General features: G+C 62.5%; 14 protein-coding genes. 5 read left to right on the top strand and 9 right to left on the bottom strand.

Annotation, left to right across the window (positions count from 1 at the left end; all coding sequences use genetic code 11):
- Positions 1-265 precede the first annotated feature (265 nt).
- Both JOF56_RS04080 and JOF56_RS59975 read left to right on the top strand, forming a co-directional pair.
- A complete protein-coding gene (locus JOF56_RS04080; RefSeq protein WP_209634599.1) occupies positions 266-739 on the top strand; it encodes a UPF0158 family protein in 474 nt (157 codons plus the stop codon).
- A 472-nt stretch (positions 740-1,211) separates the two neighbouring features.
- The gene (locus JOF56_RS59975; RefSeq protein WP_209634602.1) at positions 1,212-3,632 is read left to right on the top strand and encodes a DEAD/DEAH box helicase; all 2,421 of its coding nucleotides are present in this window, start codon (positions 1,212-1,214) and stop codon (positions 3,630-3,632) included.
- Between the two features lie 328 nt (positions 3,633-3,960).
- Here JOF56_RS59975 and JOF56_RS04090 read toward each other — a convergent pair whose 3' ends face one another.
- The 6 genes from JOF56_RS04090 to JOF56_RS04115 all read right to left on the bottom strand — a co-directional run bounded on the left by JOF56_RS04090 (position 3,961) and on the right by JOF56_RS04115 (position 11,410).
- Positions 3,961-5,322, bottom strand: a complete 1,362-nt coding sequence (locus tag JOF56_RS04090; protein WP_209634603.1) for a hypothetical protein — start codon at positions 5,320-5,322, stop codon at positions 3,961-3,963.
- 657 nt (positions 5,323-5,979) lie between these two features.
- Positions 5,980-6,573, bottom strand: coding sequence for a DUF3558 family protein (locus JOF56_RS04095; RefSeq protein WP_209634606.1), 594 nt, complete (start codon positions 6,571-6,573; stop codon positions 5,980-5,982).
- Entirely contained in the window at positions 6,570-7,661 is a 1,092-nt protein-coding gene (locus JOF56_RS04100; RefSeq protein ID WP_209634608.1) for a hypothetical protein, read from the bottom strand. The genes JOF56_RS04095 and JOF56_RS04100 overlap by 4 nt, the downstream gene beginning before the upstream one ends.
- A gap of 1 nt (position 7,662) precedes the next feature.
- The gene (locus JOF56_RS04105; protein ID WP_209634611.1) at positions 7,663-8,193 is read right to left on the bottom strand and encodes a hypothetical protein; all 531 of its coding nucleotides are present in this window, start codon (positions 8,191-8,193) and stop codon (positions 7,663-7,665) included.
- An 839-nt stretch (positions 8,194-9,032) separates the two neighbouring features.
- Entirely contained in the window at positions 9,033-9,743 is a 711-nt protein-coding gene (locus JOF56_RS04110) for a PaeR7I family type II restriction endonuclease (protein ID WP_209634613.1), read from the bottom strand.
- Positions 9,740-11,410 (bottom strand): Eco57I restriction-modification methylase domain-containing protein, encoded by a 1,671-nt coding sequence (locus tag JOF56_RS04115; RefSeq protein ID WP_209634616.1) that lies wholly within the window; start codon positions 11,408-11,410, stop codon positions 9,740-9,742. The genes JOF56_RS04110 and JOF56_RS04115 overlap by 4 nt, the downstream gene beginning before the upstream one ends.
- A gap of 171 nt (positions 11,411-11,581) precedes the next feature.
- Here JOF56_RS04115 and JOF56_RS04120 point away from each other — a divergent pair, with 171 nt between their 5' ends.
- Positions 11,582-12,436, top strand: a complete 855-nt coding sequence (locus JOF56_RS04120; RefSeq protein ID WP_209634619.1) for a phosphotransferase — start codon at positions 11,582-11,584, stop codon at positions 12,434-12,436.
- On the opposite strand, the gene JOF56_RS60655 is transcribed toward JOF56_RS04120, so the two are convergent.
- The 3 genes from JOF56_RS60655 to JOF56_RS04135 are packed head-to-tail and all read right to left on the bottom strand — an operon-like array spanning position 12,429 to position 14,607.
- The gene (locus tag JOF56_RS60655; RefSeq protein ID WP_209634621.1) at positions 12,429-13,280 is read right to left on the bottom strand and encodes an aldo/keto reductase; all 852 of its coding nucleotides are present in this window, start codon (positions 13,278-13,280) and stop codon (positions 12,429-12,431) included. The two genes, JOF56_RS04120 and JOF56_RS60655, sit on opposite strands and share 8 nt — an antisense overlap.
- Complete coding sequence (locus JOF56_RS04130) at positions 13,202-14,434, bottom strand: JmjC domain-containing protein (RefSeq protein WP_209634623.1); 1,233 nt, start codon at positions 14,432-14,434, stop codon at positions 13,202-13,204. Before JOF56_RS04130 ends, JOF56_RS60655 begins: the two co-directional genes overlap by 79 nt.
- A 14-nt stretch (positions 14,435-14,448) precedes the next feature.
- Positions 14,449-14,607, bottom strand: coding sequence for a hypothetical protein (locus tag JOF56_RS04135; protein ID WP_209649129.1), 159 nt, complete (start codon positions 14,605-14,607; stop codon positions 14,449-14,451).
- Between the two features lie 1,160 nt (positions 14,608-15,767).
- Between JOF56_RS04135 and JOF56_RS04140 the strand changes: the two genes are divergently transcribed.
- Positions 15,768-17,054 carry a helix-turn-helix domain-containing protein gene (locus JOF56_RS04140; protein ID WP_209634626.1) on the top strand — a complete coding sequence of 429 codons (1,287 nt, stop codon included), beginning with the start codon at positions 15,768-15,770 and terminating at the stop codon, positions 17,052-17,054.
- A gap of 17 nt (positions 17,055-17,071) precedes the next feature.
- A complete protein-coding gene (locus tag JOF56_RS04145) occupies positions 17,072-17,710 on the top strand; it encodes a 2'-5' RNA ligase family protein (protein WP_209634629.1) in 639 nt (212 codons plus the stop codon).
- The last annotated feature ends 48 nt before the right edge of the window (positions 17,711-17,758 follow it).

A 17,758-nucleotide genomic window follows, 5' to 3' on the forward strand; every position in this document is an offset into this window, starting at 1 on the left:
CACGATAGTGGTGGACGCGGCTCTGCGGTGGAGCCACAAAGCGCCACGCAAGGCGGCATTGGAACAACTGATCGGACAGGGCGACGCCGAACGCGCGCAAGCACTGGACACCAGCGATCCCGGCGCCGCCATCCGCGCCTGGGCCAGAAGTCACGCACCGACAGTGCCACCCAGACCAACCTGTTCCCTACCGGCGACCCGGCTCAACGCCATGGTCAGGACCAACCATGTGACCTGGGCTCCGCCAGGGACTACCGTCGTTCACGTGCTGGATCTGTACCAACTCGATCTGGACGAGATCGCGTTCGCGCTGTCGGACCAGACCGACTACGAACACCGATGGCTGATCAACCCGGACACCGGAGAAGTCGCGTTCTGGTCCTCGGACACCGGCATCGACGGCGAGACACTCGTCGACCTCGACGAACTGGACGAACTCCCCATTGACCCGCTCCCGTCGTACATCTGGTACCAGGACATGGCCGACTTCGCCGAACTCGTCGACGACGAGCGCGCCAGGCGACGACTCACGCGCGCGATCGAGGGAAGAAGAGGCGCCTTCCGCCGATTCAAAGACGAGCTACACGAGGAATTCCCGAACCTACTGCCGGCCTGGTACGCGTTCCGCGACTCCCGAGCCCGCCGCCGCGCGGTCGAGTGGCTGGCCGACAACTCGCTCATCGAGAACGACGCGGCCAGCCAGTACCTCACCGAACACCCCGACCCGGACCTTCCCTAGACGGCCGGACTGATCGGCGACACCGACCCCGCTCGTCGGCCCCGTCACTCCTCAATCTCATCCTCGTACACCCCGTACGGCACACCACCTGGCGTGTAGCCCACGACAAAGAACTTCCGTCCGTCCATCACAGTCCACATGTCGTCCAACATGCCGTCGCCGATTTCAACCCGCTCATCTGTGTCGCTTGGCGCGACCGGTACCGGTCGCCGCGCCCACTGCTCCGCTGATTGCCCAAGGGGAAAGCCGATGGAGTCAGATCGTCATAAGCCGTGTACCTGTCAACGCCGTAACGCCTGCTGTAGGCCTTCACAGTGACGTTCGCACCAGACTGGATCCACGCTCGTGCCGACTCACGGCGCTGTTGCTTCCGCATCCTGTGACGTCGCGTCTGCACGGAACAATCGTAAATCCCGCGGTCGTTCGCGGACCAACAGGTGCTTTGGCCGCATCACGTTCTACGGTGTGAAATGTGGACAACGATCTTCGACTGACGGACGCGGCAGGACTTGCCGAGGAAGTGGCCAGCCTTCGTGCACTGACCGCGCGCCTGCAGACGGAAAACGCACGGTTGTTGCGCCTCCTGGAGTTGACACCAAAGCAGGCGGCACCACCCGGCCCAACCCAGACGGGTTTCTTCGATGCCCCACCCGGCCCGATCGACCGGCAGTCACCACCCGAGGCGAAAGTCGACTTCTTCAGGGCATTGTTCGCTGCCCGCACCGACATTTACGCCGTTCGCTGGGAAAACGCACGTACCGGTAAGGCCGGTTGGCTGCCGGCCGTACGTGGTGGGTGGCGCAAAGGCACCCGGCACGAACAGCGCGACTACTTGCCACTCACCAGGGAGGTTCTCCGAGCCCACTTGTCCGGTGAAACACACATCGGATTGTATCCGCTGCTCGATGGCGATCTATGTAGTTGGCTGGCTGCCGACTTCGATGGACAAATGGCCATGCTCGACGCACTGGCCTTCCTGAAAGCCGCGAGAACATGGTCGGTTCCGGCCGCGTTGGAAGTCTCGCGCTCAGGGGTCGGCGCACACGCGTGGGTGTTCTTCACGGCACCAGTGCCCGCCGAGGCTGCTCGTCGTCTCGGCACCGCGTTGCTGCGGGAAGCGATGGCTATCCGCGGGCACATGGACCTAGCCAGCTACGACCGGCTGTTTCCGTCGCAGGATGTGCTGCCGTCAGGCGGGATGGGAAACCTGATCGCTGCACCGCTACATGGCAAAGCCCGACGGGGTGGGGTAACCGTGTTCCTCAATCTGTCCACAATGGAACCATACGACGATCAATGGGCCTTCCTGTCCACGCTCGGCAGGATGAGCCCACGCGAAGTCAACCGGACAGCACGCCGCGCAGGACAGATTGCCGTAGGCGCCAATGTCGAACGACTCGACAAACCGGTATCAACCAAGATCCAGGCCACGCCGCACCCAGTGGTGCGTTCCCACGTAGCGGCGGGGATCCGCGTCGAATCCAGCGAGCTGACCCCGGCCCTGCACGCCACGTTGAAACACGCCGCGTCGATGTCAAACCCGGCATTCTACGAGCGCCAACGCCTGCGCATGTCGACCTGGGACACCCCACGTTTCTTGCGTAGCTACGACGAAACAGTCGATGGCGCCCTCATCCTGCCACGCGGCCTAGCAGACACAGTCGCCTCACTGGTCGAACAAGCAGGCAGCCACCTCGAGGTCACCGACAAACGGACATCCGGCACACCCCAGGAATTCACGTTCACGGCCACACTGACCCGCACGCAACAGGACGCCACAGACGCCCTCCGCGGTCACGACCTCGGCGTACTCGTAGCTCCACCCGGGGCAGGCAAAACAGTGATCGCCTGCGCATTGATCGCGGAGCACGCGACGTCGACACTCATACTCGTCGACCGCAAGGCCCTCGCCGACCAATGGCGCACGCAAATCAGCGAGCTACTCGGAATCAAAGCAGGCCAACTCGGAGGCGGCCGGACAAAAACCCGCGGCATCGTCGACGTCGCGATGCTGCAAACCCTGGCCCGCAAGGACGACATCGAATCACTCACCAACGGCTACGGACTGGTGGTCGCCGACGAATGCCACCATATTCCCGCAGCGGCATTCGAACACGCCGTCAAACAGATCCCAGCACGCCGATGGCTCGGCCTGACCGCAACACCCTACCGACGCGACAAACTCGACGACCTCATCGCACTCCAACTCGGCCCAATCCGGCACACCATCAAGAGCTCCACACAAGACACTCACAACGACCACGCACCACAGCTCAACCTCGATCACCCAGAAGCAACACCACGACCGGCACCCGTGCTACACGTGCACGACACCGATTACCGCTACACAGGCGACGCCGATCCATCGATCCCCGGTGGGATGGCCGCCATCTACCGTGACCTCGTCGCCAACGACGCCCGTGTCCACCAAGTGATCGCCGACGTGACCGCTGCGCTACAACAAGGAAGGCACTGCCTGGTACTCACCCAGTGGACAGCCCACGTCGAGCGATTCACCGAAGAACTTCAGCAACGCGGGCTCGATCCCATTGTCCTCCGCGGCGGCATGCCCGCGAAGGCCAGACGCGACGCCCTGTCCCGCCTGAGACCGTCAACAGACGGACCACCGCTATTGGTGGTGGCCACCGGGCCTTTCGTCGGCGAAGGATTCGACTGCCCAGCCCTGGACACACTCTTCCTCGCCGCCCCAGTCGCCTTCAAAGGGCGCCTCGTGCAATACGTCGGACGAATCCTCCGCCCCTATCCAGGAAAGACCACCGCCGAAGTACACGACTACCACGACACCGCCACCGGCGTACTCGCTTCCTCCCTTTCCAAGCGCGCCCCAGGCTACCTCAGCCTCGGCTTCCCCGACCCCCGTAAACGAACATAACAGCAATGACTCGAACCAGCCATTGGGTCACGTGTCCTACAGCCGAGCTTCAGCAGGGTCTGTCGAATGGCGAGCCACGATAACCAGTACAGAGCACGGAGTGCACAGCATCGATCTTGAATTCAGCCAAACCCCTTCTGCCCTGTCGCAATAATCCCGTTTGGACACTAAAGAAGGTGCAGTGTGCGTTCACTCATACCCGTGATCGCACCAAGTCCTCATTGCGGATCTCGGGCGGGGACGACATCGTTGATAGGGACTCCAGAGGATCAGCCGAAGCGATGTACTCCCGTACCCAGCTCAGCAATGCGTGTCACGGTGCTGGAGCTCACGCCACCGGACAGACGGGTGGCGTTGTCGGATCGAGCCCCAGCATACGAATCAGTTCTACGGCGTCGGGGATTGGTTGTACCAGTGCACGACGAGGTACTTTCTGCGCGAGGTTGAAGTCACGAGCACGGGCGAGCGCCGCCAGAGAGAGGCGTCGATCGAGGCGGTACTGCCGCCACAACACCAGTCCACTCTTGTCCCGCTCTACTCGGTAGACGTCTGGCTTGCGCCACACCAACAGAGTCCAGCATCCCTTGCTGTTGCTGGCCCACGCTCCGACGGTGTTGTCGCTGACCACAGCCGCAATGGCATCGAGGGCCGCAATGGCCGGATTGCTGGGATTACCGGTCACGTGCAGAAGGTGTGGACTGTCCACATGTGCTTCCCGACCTTGCTCGTGAAGAGCCCGTAGCGCGTCCGCCACCGGATCGGCCTGCACGATCTCATCGGCAAGCACCAGAACGGATTCGGTGTCAACCAGTCCTCCGAATCGCGTCGTCAGTCCGGCCGAGTACTCGGCTACCAACTCCAGCTCTGCGGCAGGCAAGAGGTGTGCGACCGACTCGGCTGACTCCCGGTACCGCAGCGCTTCATCAGTCTGCTCGTGCCGCGGCGCATGCATCCGCAACAAAGCCAAGCCGACGGCGACCAGGCTCCCCGTCTGCGGTTCGACCTCAGCCGGCGGATCGTCACTTCGCCCCAGTGTGGTAAGCGTCTTCGCGAGGTTGGGAAACCATTCGAGCTCATGGGATCGCCAGGCTCCGATGGCCACGATCGTGAGCAGCAGGCGGGTGGCGAGCAGCCACTCGATGGGACCAAGACCGCCGACGACTTCGACAAGTTCCTTCGCCCACCGACGAAGCCGTCGTACCGCGGCGGTGTCCGGGCGTCCGGGATCTTCCTGAAGTTGGTCGTTCTCGGGGTGGTCCGCAGGCTGATCTACAAGTTCCTCGGCAGTGTCGTCCTCGAGACCGGGTTCCTCGTCGTTGCCAGAGAGATTCTCCGACCACACAGCCGTGGAGTCGGGAGCACTTGCTTCCCCGTCGAGGTGGCGTCCCAATGCGAAATTGACCAACGGCAGTCCGAGACGGCCACTACATCTGTCCACGTAGGAACGCCAGGTCTCGGCTTCTCCAGCAGTTTCGGAAGAGGAGCGACCGGACGTACGCGCCGCAGAAGCCACTCGTGGTGGATTGGTGACCAGGCTGGCACGCAGGCTGACGAGGTCCGCGATGAACTGTTCGAACAGGGCGTTGTCCGCGAGCAGCTCGTTCGGCTTGGTCGTGCGCTCCTGCGTCCGAACGTGGGCGGGTCGTTGTGCGACCTTCTGCGGATCAACGACGAAGACAACCGCGCTCACAACCCGAGCCCCTTCGTCGTCGACAGTAACGAGTCTCAACCTGCTTCCCGGCGCAATCACCCCATGAACCATCAGGTCCAGCACCCCAGCCGGCACCTCACCCGCTCTCCGGACCACTCGCGGCATGACCACAATGCGCTAACCCCACACCAACGGCATGAGGGACACACCACCAACCCACACAACGGCCACCGACCTGGAGCAGACTGCTCCAGAACCACAAACAGGGTCACCACCACACGATCAAGAGGAGATCAACCGCAGAATGCAGAAGATCCGCCTGACCAGCAGCAACAGCCAGTTCAGACGGGTTTCATAAGGGAGTGGAGCTGAGGGGATTCGAACCCCTGACCCCCACACTGCCAGTGTTCGGATAAGAGCGCTGACCAGTATCTTTTCAGAATCCGCAGGAAAACACGGATCCGTTCGTTGCAATTGAGAGCAGTTGCATGCAGTTCAGGTCCTATGGACTCTCCAGATTTCTCCACGTATAGCAGCGTGAGAAACGCACCAACGTCTCTGAAGCCCACCGCCCGCCACGCTCGTTCTCAATACCAGATTTGGTCCACAGCAACGGATACAATTTGGAAAGACCCGGGATCCCAACTGCGACTGGGCAATGCTCGTGTCCACGCGGTGACTGTGAGCGCGCGGCGTCTACTTCCCACCGGTGATCGTGGCCAGCATCTGCTCCGCGACCGCTGTTGCCGCCTTGCACGAGCCCTGTTCCCGCGGCGCCATCAGGTTGAACTGGATCACGTCGACCCCGACATAGGTGGTGTCCGTGATACCGATCGCGACGTCGCAGAACTCCGGGGAACTCTGGCGGGTGTAGTAGATCACCGGGTGGCCCGCCAGCGTGTCCGGCTTCCAGTACTCGGGGGAGAAACCCTGGGTGTGATCGGTGGCCAGCTTCGCCAACCCCGAGTCCGTCACGACGAAGGCGGTGACCCACAAGGTTCCGGTTTCCCGATGATTCAGGTCGCCGAACTCGCAGGCCGGTACTTGGGCGCTGGTCTTGACCTTGCCAGGGCGGACTACGAAGCCATTGTTGCCCAGGGCAGTGCGCTGTGCGTCAGTGAGAAGGGTGCATGGAGCCGCCGCGAACGGGGCCAGCGGCGCGGGAACGCTCGACGTCGTCGTGGTGTTGGCGCTGGTCGTGGCGGTCGGCGGGCTCGGCGCGGGTGACGGGCTACATGCCGCAAGCAACCCGATCGCTGCGGCCAGTGCGCTTACGTTGCGAAGTTTCATATCCGCCAGTTTTTCGCGTAGTCCATGAACTGAGGCGCCGAGTCCGAGGACACCCCCGTGTTCAGGTTGGTGTATCGACGACCATTCTCCAGTTCAGCGAGCCGCGTATGGAGGTCCAACCACAGCTCTTTGATCGCCCGTGCCGCCCGGCTTTCGATCTGATTCACCGCCGCCACGTACTGCTTGACGGTGTCGAAGATAAGCGGGTTGTCGTCAATCTGGTGATCTTCGTACTTGGCGGTCTTCCCGCCGTCACCGATCACCTGGATGGCCGCCTCGCCTAGGCTCTTGACCTTGAACGCGGCGGACAGCCCGCCACTGAGGATCGCGCACCCGACCTCGACGATGCCGGTGAGAATCAACGACTTCAGGTCGATGCTGAAATCGGCCGACTGCTGGTACTTGCTGAACCGCTCAGTGACCCCGTCCATCTGCTTGGCGATGTCCTTGCCGGCCTGCTGGTGAATCGCTCGATACTTCACCAGGGCCTCGGCGACACGAAGAAACCCGTTCTCCAGATACACCTGAAAACGAATCAGGTCGTCCTCGAACAACTGCGCGTCCAGGAACTCCCACCCGACCCAGTCGTGGCGCATCGCCATCCAGTCCGTCCGGACCTGGCTCAGCTCGGCGTACATCCCGGGATCGCGGACCGGGCCGGATGACGGACCGCGGTCCGTCGGTGCGGGCGCCGCCGAGTGGCCTGCCGGTGGCGGGAAAGTGAAGCACCCCTGGGTAAGCGCCGCGTACGCCTCATTGATCATCACCTCGTTGACACCAGAGACGCCCTGCGCCGCTCGAAACAACTCGTCGGACACCGTGGCAAAACCGTCCAACGCGGACACCACTCGATAGTCCGGGTCATTCTCCATGTCGTACGGGTGCGCGACGGGTACGTCGACCAGTGTCTGCCCGGAGACGTTCGTGGCCTTGACAGGCCGGTAGATGCGCGGACCGTTGTTGGTCTCCGGGTGTGACAGATAGTCGACCCAGGCGTTCAGCTCAGCGGCGGATTCGGCCAGCTCGGGGTCAGTGGCCGCGTTGATGCCAGGAGCGGGAATCGGCTGGCGGCCAGGAGGCAGCGTCACGTCAGCTCCATCCCATGTTTTTGGCGATGTTGTTGAACTTCTGTGCGTGCCCGCCGTCGGTCCGTTCCGCCCAGGCGATGTGCTTGAGCATCATGTCTTTGTAGGTGTTCAGCGAATTGATGACCTGGCCCTGGTCGATGCGCAGGAACTCCAGGGACGCGGTGACTTGGTTGAAGAACGACCGAGCCGACTCGCGTACATCGCCGTGCCCCTGGCCAGCCACCCAGCCCTCAGCCATCGACTCGCCTTTGGTCGCGTTGTCCTGTGCTGTCTCGAACGACGTGTTGATCTCACCGAGCCGTTTGATCACCGGGTCAAGCCAGATTTCGATGCCATGTCGCATCGCTTCCGGGTTGACCGCGTATTCCTTGGATGGATCACCCAATGTTTGAATCCCCCTGACGGATGCAACCTTTGTCGTAACGCCGCGCCTGCGATCGCAGCATGACACAGGCGAGAACAGTGCGCTGGGAAACGTCGGAACGCAGGCAAGGCAGCCGGTGAAGATAGCCCGATCGGCTCTTCTTCGCACAAATGATCTTCCCCAGAACCTCGCTCCCCGACGAGGCATCCGGCTCCCATCCTGGCGATCTTTGGTCGCAGGCTTCTTCAGACGTGTATCAAGTCTGAGACGGCTGGTGTGTCCGGGCCGCCATCTGCGCCGCAGCACCTTCGAGCGACGCGTGTTCCGGCCTGCCGTCGATGGCGACCTCCGAGTCGGCCTGCACCTGTCCGGCCGGAACTGAGCTTCCACGGCCTACGCCACAGCCACAGGACGTGGCTCATCGCCGACAACATTCCCGAAATCGCCCAAGCCCGACGCCTCGGTAACCCACCTCGCCAACCGACTGGCCGAGGTCTACAGCCACGTCGCACCCGAAATCGAAAACCGCCTCCTCCGCAGCCCCGAACAACGCTGGCACCAAGCCCACCAGCCACAAGCCCAACACAAGCGCCGCCCGACCGACAACCGCCGACCCACCACTGCACCCACGGCTCCCGCGCAGCGCACCACCCGACGACGCACCACCAAGAAGACTCGACCGCAGCTCCCCGCTACTCAACGGCGCTTGAGTGCAAGAAATCAGGAGGCGAATGTTCTCCCGAATTCCTCCATATCGGTGCACCGAGATGAGCACCGAGTCCACCGGGTCGCGATCATCGACCGCATCAAGAAAGCCCTCCGACCAGGCAATACGCCACGATCGAAGGGCGATGCTCAACTGTGGACCTAACGTGTCAGCATAAGAACCCCGAAGTCACTGCTCAGGGGCCTGAGCTGGTCATCAAGCCGGTCGGTACGAAGACGCACTAGTGTCAAAGCGCAACGCGCCCGCGCTGACGCCAGTGGAGTGGCCCCACCGAAGCCGCCTACGCGAGCCCTTCGATGTACGCGACTCGTCCCGCGATCGCTGCTGTTAGGTTGCGTGTGGACACCTCCGGCTGCGGTTCGTCGTAGATACCGTCGCCCTTGACGGAGCTGATGAGGCATGCAGCGTCGTAGAGGCGTTCGCGGACGAGGCGCTGGAACAGCAGTTCATAACGGGTTGTGTACGAGGAGTTGTCGAAGGCTGGGTCAGTTGGGTACAGCGGCTTGCCTCTGTCGCGGACCACCGACGTTGATTTGGGAGCATTCTCGACCACGAAGACGAAGCCGAGCCATGGCTTGATCGTCCCAACAAGTCCGGCTTCGTATGCGCGCCATAGGTCAACCGCGCTACCGATCGCTTCCTCGGTCCGGTTGTTGAAGTTGTTAGCGAACGAGCCAACTTGGGACTTGCACTCGATGGCTGCTACCAGGATGTCGTTGTAGGTCACCACGATGTCCCATTCCTTCGCGCGCCTGTAGTAACCAGGAAGCGGAAGGACGCCGCTCTGCCTCACAGTGGCGCCGATGCGAGTAAGCGGAGCGAACTCGCCCGCGATCACCCCTTGCAGGGGTTCGAGATGCTTCCCACCAGTCGCCGACCCGCGAGTGCCCGCGTCGATCTTCCCTGACGCAATCTGCTTCTCTGTCTGAAGATCACGGCCCGTCCAGAATGCCTTGACTGCTGCGTTGTAGTCCTCGTAGCTCGCCGTCACGTCGCGTCCTCCCCGCCCCCAGAAGGCACCAGGTCGTATTCCTTCAGATCTATGCCGTAGGCAGCAGCCGCTGCCTGTGTTGCTGCGTCAGTGTCACGGGTCCGGAACGCGACTCGCAGGGCGTCCGCGGTGTCCGCATCGATCTCGTCGGGCTTGGGTACCCGGATGCGCTTGAGGTACTGGGCCTGGAACCGGAGGGTGCCTCCGCGCATTCGCACGCAGTACGCCTCGATGAACGCCTGGGCGATCCGGGACAGCAGGATGCCACCGAGGACCTCCATATCCCAGGTGTCAGAGATGACGTAGTACAAGTTGTGGTGCGGGTAGTGGCCGCCCGTCTCCAACACGGGGTGGATGGTCGTCTTCATGTCCTGGAGGAGCAGCTTCGGCTTGCCGGTGAGGCTGGACTGCACCTTGTCGATCGTGCGGTACCAGGACGCCGGATCCTTCTTCGCCACGAACCGCTCACGCAGGCCCGGATGGTTGGACAAATACGCCGCCATCCGGGGGTAGTCGGCGAGCGACACAAGCGACCCGTCATCGGCCCACGGATTTATCAGGTAGTTGCCTTGCCACTCGAACGTGCCGGACATGAGATCGCGGCGCATTGCTAGGGGGAGAACACGGTCTGCCTCCACGACGGTGGGGTCCTTGGTGACGTACACCTTGTCCGCGCCGGTCGCGATCCCGATGGAGACCTTCGTCTGGGTGTTCGGGTCGTGCAGAGGATCGAACTGGTCGTTGAGGTATTCGATCAGCGCCAGCCGTGCCGGAGAGCCAGTGGGCCACAGTTCACCGCCGTCGAACCAGTGCGGAAGCCGGTGAGCCTTCACTCCGACGTCGGAGAACTCCTCGAAGCCCTCGTCCTGGACAGCCTTTGCGAGAGCGAGCGCGCTGGCAGCCCCAAACTCGCTGGTCGTGTCAGCAACCACGGCTGACGCCTGAGTGTGGTTGCCGAGCACCGTGATCGCTGGGTACGCCGATACCGATAGTTCGAACGCGTCCACGTCATGCATCGTCCAGATGTGCTCAACGGCGTAGTCGCGAGCCACCAACTCTCGCAGGTCAGCCCCGTACTGGTTCCGCATCCATCGGTCGGCGCAGATGAAGCCGACCTTGCCACCGGGCTTCAGCAGCCGCAGCGACCGTTCGATGAACCCGACAAAGATGTCACCCCGGCCGCGCATCGTCGGCCACGTGCTGCGGTACCGCGCCGCAAGGTCATCCGAGAGGTCGTCATAACGGATGTACGGCGGGTTCCCGATCACAACGTCAGCGGCACTGTCGTCCACCTCGGGAAGTAGGAAGTCGGCGTGGTTAATCCACTCCTCAGCCAGCGCTTCTGCGGTGGGCACGGGTACACCGTTTGTGATCAGGAGGTCACGGCAGAGCGCGCGGGACACCTCCACATGCTCGGTTTGGAGGTCGTATGCCCGGATCGCATCACCAAGCGACGCGAGGTCACGTTCGTGGGCCTGGGCGCTTCCAATGAGGCGCTCGACAACGGGACCAAGGAACGCCCCCGAGCCGCACGACGGCTCCACCAGGTGCAGCGAACCAAGATCGCGGTCGGCGGTGTACCCGGTCAAATCGAGCAGTACCTCGACCACCCATCGACGGGTGAACACCTCGCCATAGTTCTGGGTGCCGGGGGCTACAAGTGTCACAGGCACAGCTTAGGGACCGGCACTGACGGTCCCTACGTGGACACGCCCCAAGATTGTTGCCCGCGTCGGACCGTTGCCACTGAAGCACATAAGACCCATAGACGAATTTCCGCAGGTTAGAGACTTTGGCCTGCGAGAACTCACCTTGGGCTCGCCGGTACGCTGCCCCGTATGCGTCTCGACCTTCGGAAGTCCGATGCATCCGGTGTCATTGAGCGCGTGTCCAGCGCTTTAGATGTGCAGCTAAACCTTACGACCCGTGTGGACAAGCGCCGCTCAATCGGGGCGCGTACAAGCCGGGGAACGTGGGTTCGGATCGAGGTTCGGCCGCTGGCCAAGATCATCGCTCAGGGACAACTGGCCAATGGGATGGAAGCGGCCGAACTGCTGCACGGGATAGCCAAGCCTGCGTGGCATTCGGCCGCGAGTTGGCGGGACACGGTTGAGGATGCCGCAGTGATGTGGCGCGCGGATGAGGTCGAATTCGTCACCGCAAGTCCCATCAGGTCTCGCGGTTCGTTGCGCGAAGCCCCTGACCTGCCAGACGCCTGGTGGACGACGTTCAATTCGTCGCTCGACAACCTGATGAGACAGCGGACCACCCGGGTAGCCACCCCTGACACGGAGACGATCACACAGGCGCTGGTGAATCGGGTGATCAAGCAGGCGTTTCCGAACCAGGTCGACAGCACCATCACGGATGAGGAATGGGTACCAGCGCACGCTGATCTCAACTGGGCCAATATAACCGGCCCTGACTGCTGGATCTTGGACTGGGAGGACCATGGGCTCGCGCCGCGAGGACTGGATGCGGCGACATTGTGGGTCACCTCTTTGGCTGTCCCTGCGCTGGCCGAGCGGGTCTTTCACGAGCGCCGGAAGGATCTGGAGTCGCGATCAGGAAAGCTGATGGCGCTCTTTCACTCCTGCAAGATCCTTAACGATTCCAGCGCCCGTGAAAGCCCTTTGTTCCAACCTGTCCTCGACGCAGCCACCAAGCTGGTCGCAGACCTTCGGGTTAGCTGATCAGCTGCCGGTAGCGTTCGATCGAGGTTTCTCTTACCGCAAGGGTGGTGGCTGTTACGAGTTCCGCCAAGTGGTCCGCTTTGCTTGTGCCCACCGCGACACGAGCGACTGGAGGCAACTCGTAAGCAAGCCGGAAAGCTGCTTGTTTGGCGGTAGGCTGTTGTCCCTGCGCCAAGAACGAGTCCAGGTTTGCCGTGGACCACACAGCGTCCCTAGCACTGCCGCCGAATGGGCTCATCCCCCACCGGTGTCCCGGTGGGATACGAACTCGTCGGCTCAGCTCCTCACTCGCGACGAGGATCGGAGCAGGGACAGTGAGTCCAGCACGCAGGAGAAGGACGTCTGGTTTGATGTCACCTGTGGCTGCATCGACGGCCATCACAACCGGGCGCGGGTCCCACGAAGAGATACCCCACTGACCACACGAACCTGTTGCCACCGCATCGGCGAGCACCGCGCAGGCGGCGACCATACAGTCGCCGCCTGCGCGTTCTGATAGCTCGCTGAGCGATCGCTCTGGGTTGTGGAGGAACACCACGTCTGGAGGCCGACCGAGTTGATCGGCCGACCGCTCGACAGCCTCGCGCAACTGGTTAGGTTCCAACGAGTGCACTGCCTTCCCTGCTTGATCACGTCCAGGGAAGAAGCCGACCTTCGTCGACAGGGTGAGCTGTCCCAGAAGGTCTGAGGCGACATGTGCGAGCTGTTGATGGGAGGTAAAACCGCCGTAGTTGTACGCGGTATCAATGCCACATACACCAAGGCTCAGCGCGTGTTCGAGTAGGTCCCTGTCGGGATGAGACCGGTATAGCCCGAGGACAACGCCTCGGTCATCTCGGCACACAAGCCCTCCTCCAACAGCGGTTCAGCCAGGGCCACAGCGTCCACATTGGTCACGTTGGCCACATCGGTCAACGTCGCCAGGTTGACCGGATGTCCGGATAGCAGCACCCGCAACGCCGGCTCGGCCCGCGCCGAGAAGGTGATCTTCTTCCCGGCGGCGTACACGTCGACCGTCGACTCGTTACGCTCCATCCGTGGCGGAAAGTCCGCCACACAAACAACTGCCGAGGGCTCGCCGAATACCCCACGGGTCGCCACGTGCCGAGGTGGTGGCCGTTCGGCCTCACGCCGCACGAGAAACTCCTGGACCGGGTAATCAGTCAGCAGCTGCGACACGTTGGTCACCAGAGTGTCTTCCTGCTCCACCTTCTCTGCGCCATCACCGAAGCGATCGAGGTCGTGACGGAACAGTTCACGCTCCCGGCTGTGGTCAGCCACCCACGTCAGCCAATCGACACCCGTGCGCTTCACGAATCCGAAGGTGGCGTGCAAGCTATGCCCGTCACCTCGATCCGCACGAGAGGCCCGATGCCAGAAACCGCGCGGGATGTGCATGACGTCCCCGGCACGCATTGTCCCTGACCAAACAACTTCCTCGCACGGTTCCTGGTTGTGCTCAGCATCGCGGTACATAGGCACAGGGCGGGAACGCCCACGTACCTCCCAGGACTTCTCGCCAGCGAGCTGGACAATCACCACGTCGTGATCGTCCCAGTGCAGGGAGAACCCCGGGGCATCCTTGGTCGTCAAATAGGTGTTGACCTGCACGACCTCACGTGACCACCACTGCAGCGCACGGCAAGCAATCTCCATTGTGGAGTCAAACGAGTCCAACGCGTCCAAGACCACTGTGCAGCCGGATTCGAGAAGCCGCCCGAGGCGGTCCATGTTGGCCGCCGGGAGCGTTTGTCCTCTTCGTGTGGTCACCTGCGTGAGGTAGCCATCGGGGTGCATCTCGATGCCATCTTGGAAACAACGGAACTGCGGGGGCGCGATGCTGCGCCGCATGATCACGTCCAACAGCGCATGCGGTGTCAGCAGCCGAGGGCACAAGTCAGGATCGGGCATGCTGCCGCGGGCAAAAGACGCACCAAGCCCGTTAGATCCCATCCAGCCCAATGCTTTCTCGATTGATTGGACAAGATAGTGCTCCATGACAGTTTCCCTCGTCAGGATGACTCGGGGATGTTCAAGCCGTCGCCACCCGCGTCGCCGTGACCGTCTCCACCTGCATCCTGAGCGCCGTCCGAGTGCACAGCGTCCATCCGCCCGCGCACCACCGACAACTGCTCCACGGCGACCACCAACGGGTCGTTTTCAATAATCACGTTGTACCTCCCTGATTCTGATTCAACGGAACATGGCCCGCATATCGGGCCTGAGTTGTCGCAAACGATCCGTCCGACCGTGGTCACGGCTCCGCAGCTCGCCCGAAGGAACATGGTCTGTTCCATAGGGAGTTGCCAGGCGTGAACTCGGCCGTCCCACCCAGAGCGCCACCAATGCCACTCAGCCACAACCGTGCTTCACGTCAGAAGGCGCACCAGCTGGCGCCGGGGCTCCTCCCGTATCCCTTCAGTCTCTTGGGTGCGGCTGGTCCGGTCTGCGGGGAAGCGTTTCCGGACCAGCCGCGCCGGACGGCGGGGGCTGGAGGTATGGCCCGCCGTCCGGCTGCCGAGGGCGCTGCTTGCGTATCCGCCGTGGCAAGCGCTCGACTACAACCGTTTCGGTTTGCGTGTTGCCGTGAGTGCACAGGCCGCGACAACTGCCCATGGGGGCAGTGGCCTGGTCGGTGTTTGCGAGGGCGCCGGGTAGATCCATTGGAGCCAGCGACCGTTGCAAGTTGCGCTGGGCGGCAACGGAAAGGTCCCCCCGCCAGTGTGCACAACACCGTGCATCGCCAACTGGGTGACTACTACGTGCTGGCCATGCGGTGGTTTCACCTGACAGATGAACGCCCAGGTAATCGGTTCCAACTGATCGCCGGCCAACGTAGCGATGATCGGCGCGTGCATGGACTTCTCGTGCAGTAGTTGTCTTACGCGCGGCCCGTACCGCGCTGGTATTTCGATGACGTCGAGACTGCGTCCGCACTCAACGGCAACACCGTCGCCCGCGATCATCACCGGCCAGCCCAGTGCTTTCGCGTAAAACTCGGCCGCCGGTGACAGCGGGGAGCGGGCCGTCTGATTGCGGGGAGTTGACGGCCCGCTCCCCTTTTGAACGGCCGAGGACTCCACGGGGGAGGCGTCGTCCCCAGCCGCGGACTGCGTCGAAGGAGACGGCCACAGCCGCACCCCACTCGTCGTGCCCTGTCCTCCGACGCGATGCATGATCGTCGCCTTCCTCGCGAATCGTGCATGTTCAGTGCTGGTCATGAGCTTGGTTTACTCGGCGGTCGTGGGGAACGAACCAGCGCGGAACTGGCGTGGTACTACGCTCAGTGCAGCGTTTGCGACCGAGGGGATCGTGATGCAGAGTGGCGATCGTGGCGACCTGGACCGGTGCTGAAACCAAGGCGCTCCGCCAGGCCATGCGGCTGAGCGTCCGGAACTTTGCCGCGCATCTCGGTGTCGACGCTCGAGCTGTGACCAAATGGGAAAGTCGCGGGGCAACCATCACTTTGTTGCTCGAGACCCAAGCGATCATGGATACCGCACTCAGCCAGGTGTCTGACGAGGTACAGGCACGATTCACAGATATTCTGAACGCCAGCACGAGCAAGCAGGCCGAGCCTGGTGAAGCGCCCGATGGTGCGAGTCAGCAGATACCTGCGCTTGTTGGCGACGCAACTGCGCCTTCGGTCGAAGATATCGACAGTCTGACGACGGAAATTCTCTACTCGCACACGTCTGACGAAGCCATTGAGCAGCTCGCTCGTGCCACCGTGTCGCTGGCCGAATCACATACGCAGGTGCCAGCACGGCGTGTCCTGAAGCAGGTGTTTCAGCTCCATCGCCATGCACGAAGTCTCATCGGCGGCAAGCAGCGCCTAAGTCAACAGCGGGAGCTTTTTCGGATCGAGTCGGACCTCTTGGCGCATGTCTGCCTACTGCTCGACGACCTGAAACGAAACCAGTTGGCGCAGCGGTATGGCAGAGCGGCACTTCTGTTCGCCCATGAAGCGGGCAGTAGTCAGGCAATCGCACGAAGCGCCCTCGCAAAGACGTTCAGATGGGCCGAACGCCTGGACGAATCGGCCGACATCGCCAGGCTCGGATACGAGTGCAGCCCTATGGCGCCGATCCGTATTCAGCTGGCGAGCCAGGAGGCCAACGCGGCTGCGCTTCTGGGAGATGTCAGCAGGGCGCGGGAAGCACTCAACCGTGCCGATGCAGCAGCTGAGCAAGTTCTAGCTGACTCCGGCCTATCCGCGTGGTCATTTCCGACCGGACGCCAAGCCATCTTCGCGCTCTCAGTCGCCATGCATACCGGCGACGCTGATGGCGCGCTCCGCGCTGCTGCAAGAGCAGACGACGGTTGGACATCGGGTGAGCCGGTGGTGCCGGCCAACTGGGCGCAGATCAGGGTCGGTGCTGGTATTGCTCGTCTGGCCCAGGGGGCGCTCGACGGGGCGATCGAGCAAGTTCGACCGGTTTTCTCCTTGGCTCCTGATCTGCGAGTTTCGACTGTCACCGCGTATATGGACAGACTCGACCAGCAACTCTGCCAGCCGCAGCTCAAAGGCAGCAAGGCCGCCGCCGAACTTCGAACGGATATCCGTGACTTCAACGCGTCCGCGCTGCTGGATGATCAGTCCACAGGAGCGAGATGAGCCCCTTCCCTGACCGTATGCGGGATCGCTGGGCGAATCGTCCGGGGGCAACCATAGACCGCGGCACGGTGTACTGGCACGTCTTGCTACACGCCTATCCGGAGGCGCGCGCTGCGGCGATGCAAGTACAGGAAGTCCTTGCCAGCTTTACGGGATTCCACCTGACGCCGCCTGAGTGGCTCCACATGACCACGCTGGTTGTGGGCTCGACAGACGAAATAACCCGTGAGCAGATGGCTGGCATGCTGTCGGAAGCCAGACAACTGCTCGGCCAGGTAGCTCCCATCCCCGTCACACTGGACAAGATCCTTTACCATCCCGAAGCCATCATGCTGCGCGTGCACCCCGCCGAGACGCTCCAGCCAATCCTCGTGGCAGCCCAGAGAGCGACGCAGATCGCCACTGGGCGTACAGGGTCATTCGAAGGCCCCTCGCCCTCATGGGTTCCGCACATGACCGTCGGCTACAGCACTGCTGAGCAGCCGACAGCGCCGATTGTTGCCGCGCTCGGCAAAACCGTGCAGGAATGTCGGGTGCGTATCGACGCTCTGACGCTCGTCATCCAATGGGGGCCAGAACGACTCTGGCACTGGGAACCTGTCGGCACAGCGCGGCTCCAAGCGGCCGAAGTCTCGGACTCTGCCTTGCCAGAGTAAGCGGGCTGAACGACGAGATGGCGCCGTTTCTGCGTGGTGGGCAGGACT

Origin of the sequence: Kibdelosporangium banguiense (genome assembly GCF_017876405.1) — a bacterium.
GTDB lineage: Bacteria > Actinomycetota > Actinomycetes > Mycobacteriales > Pseudonocardiaceae > Kibdelosporangium > Kibdelosporangium banguiense.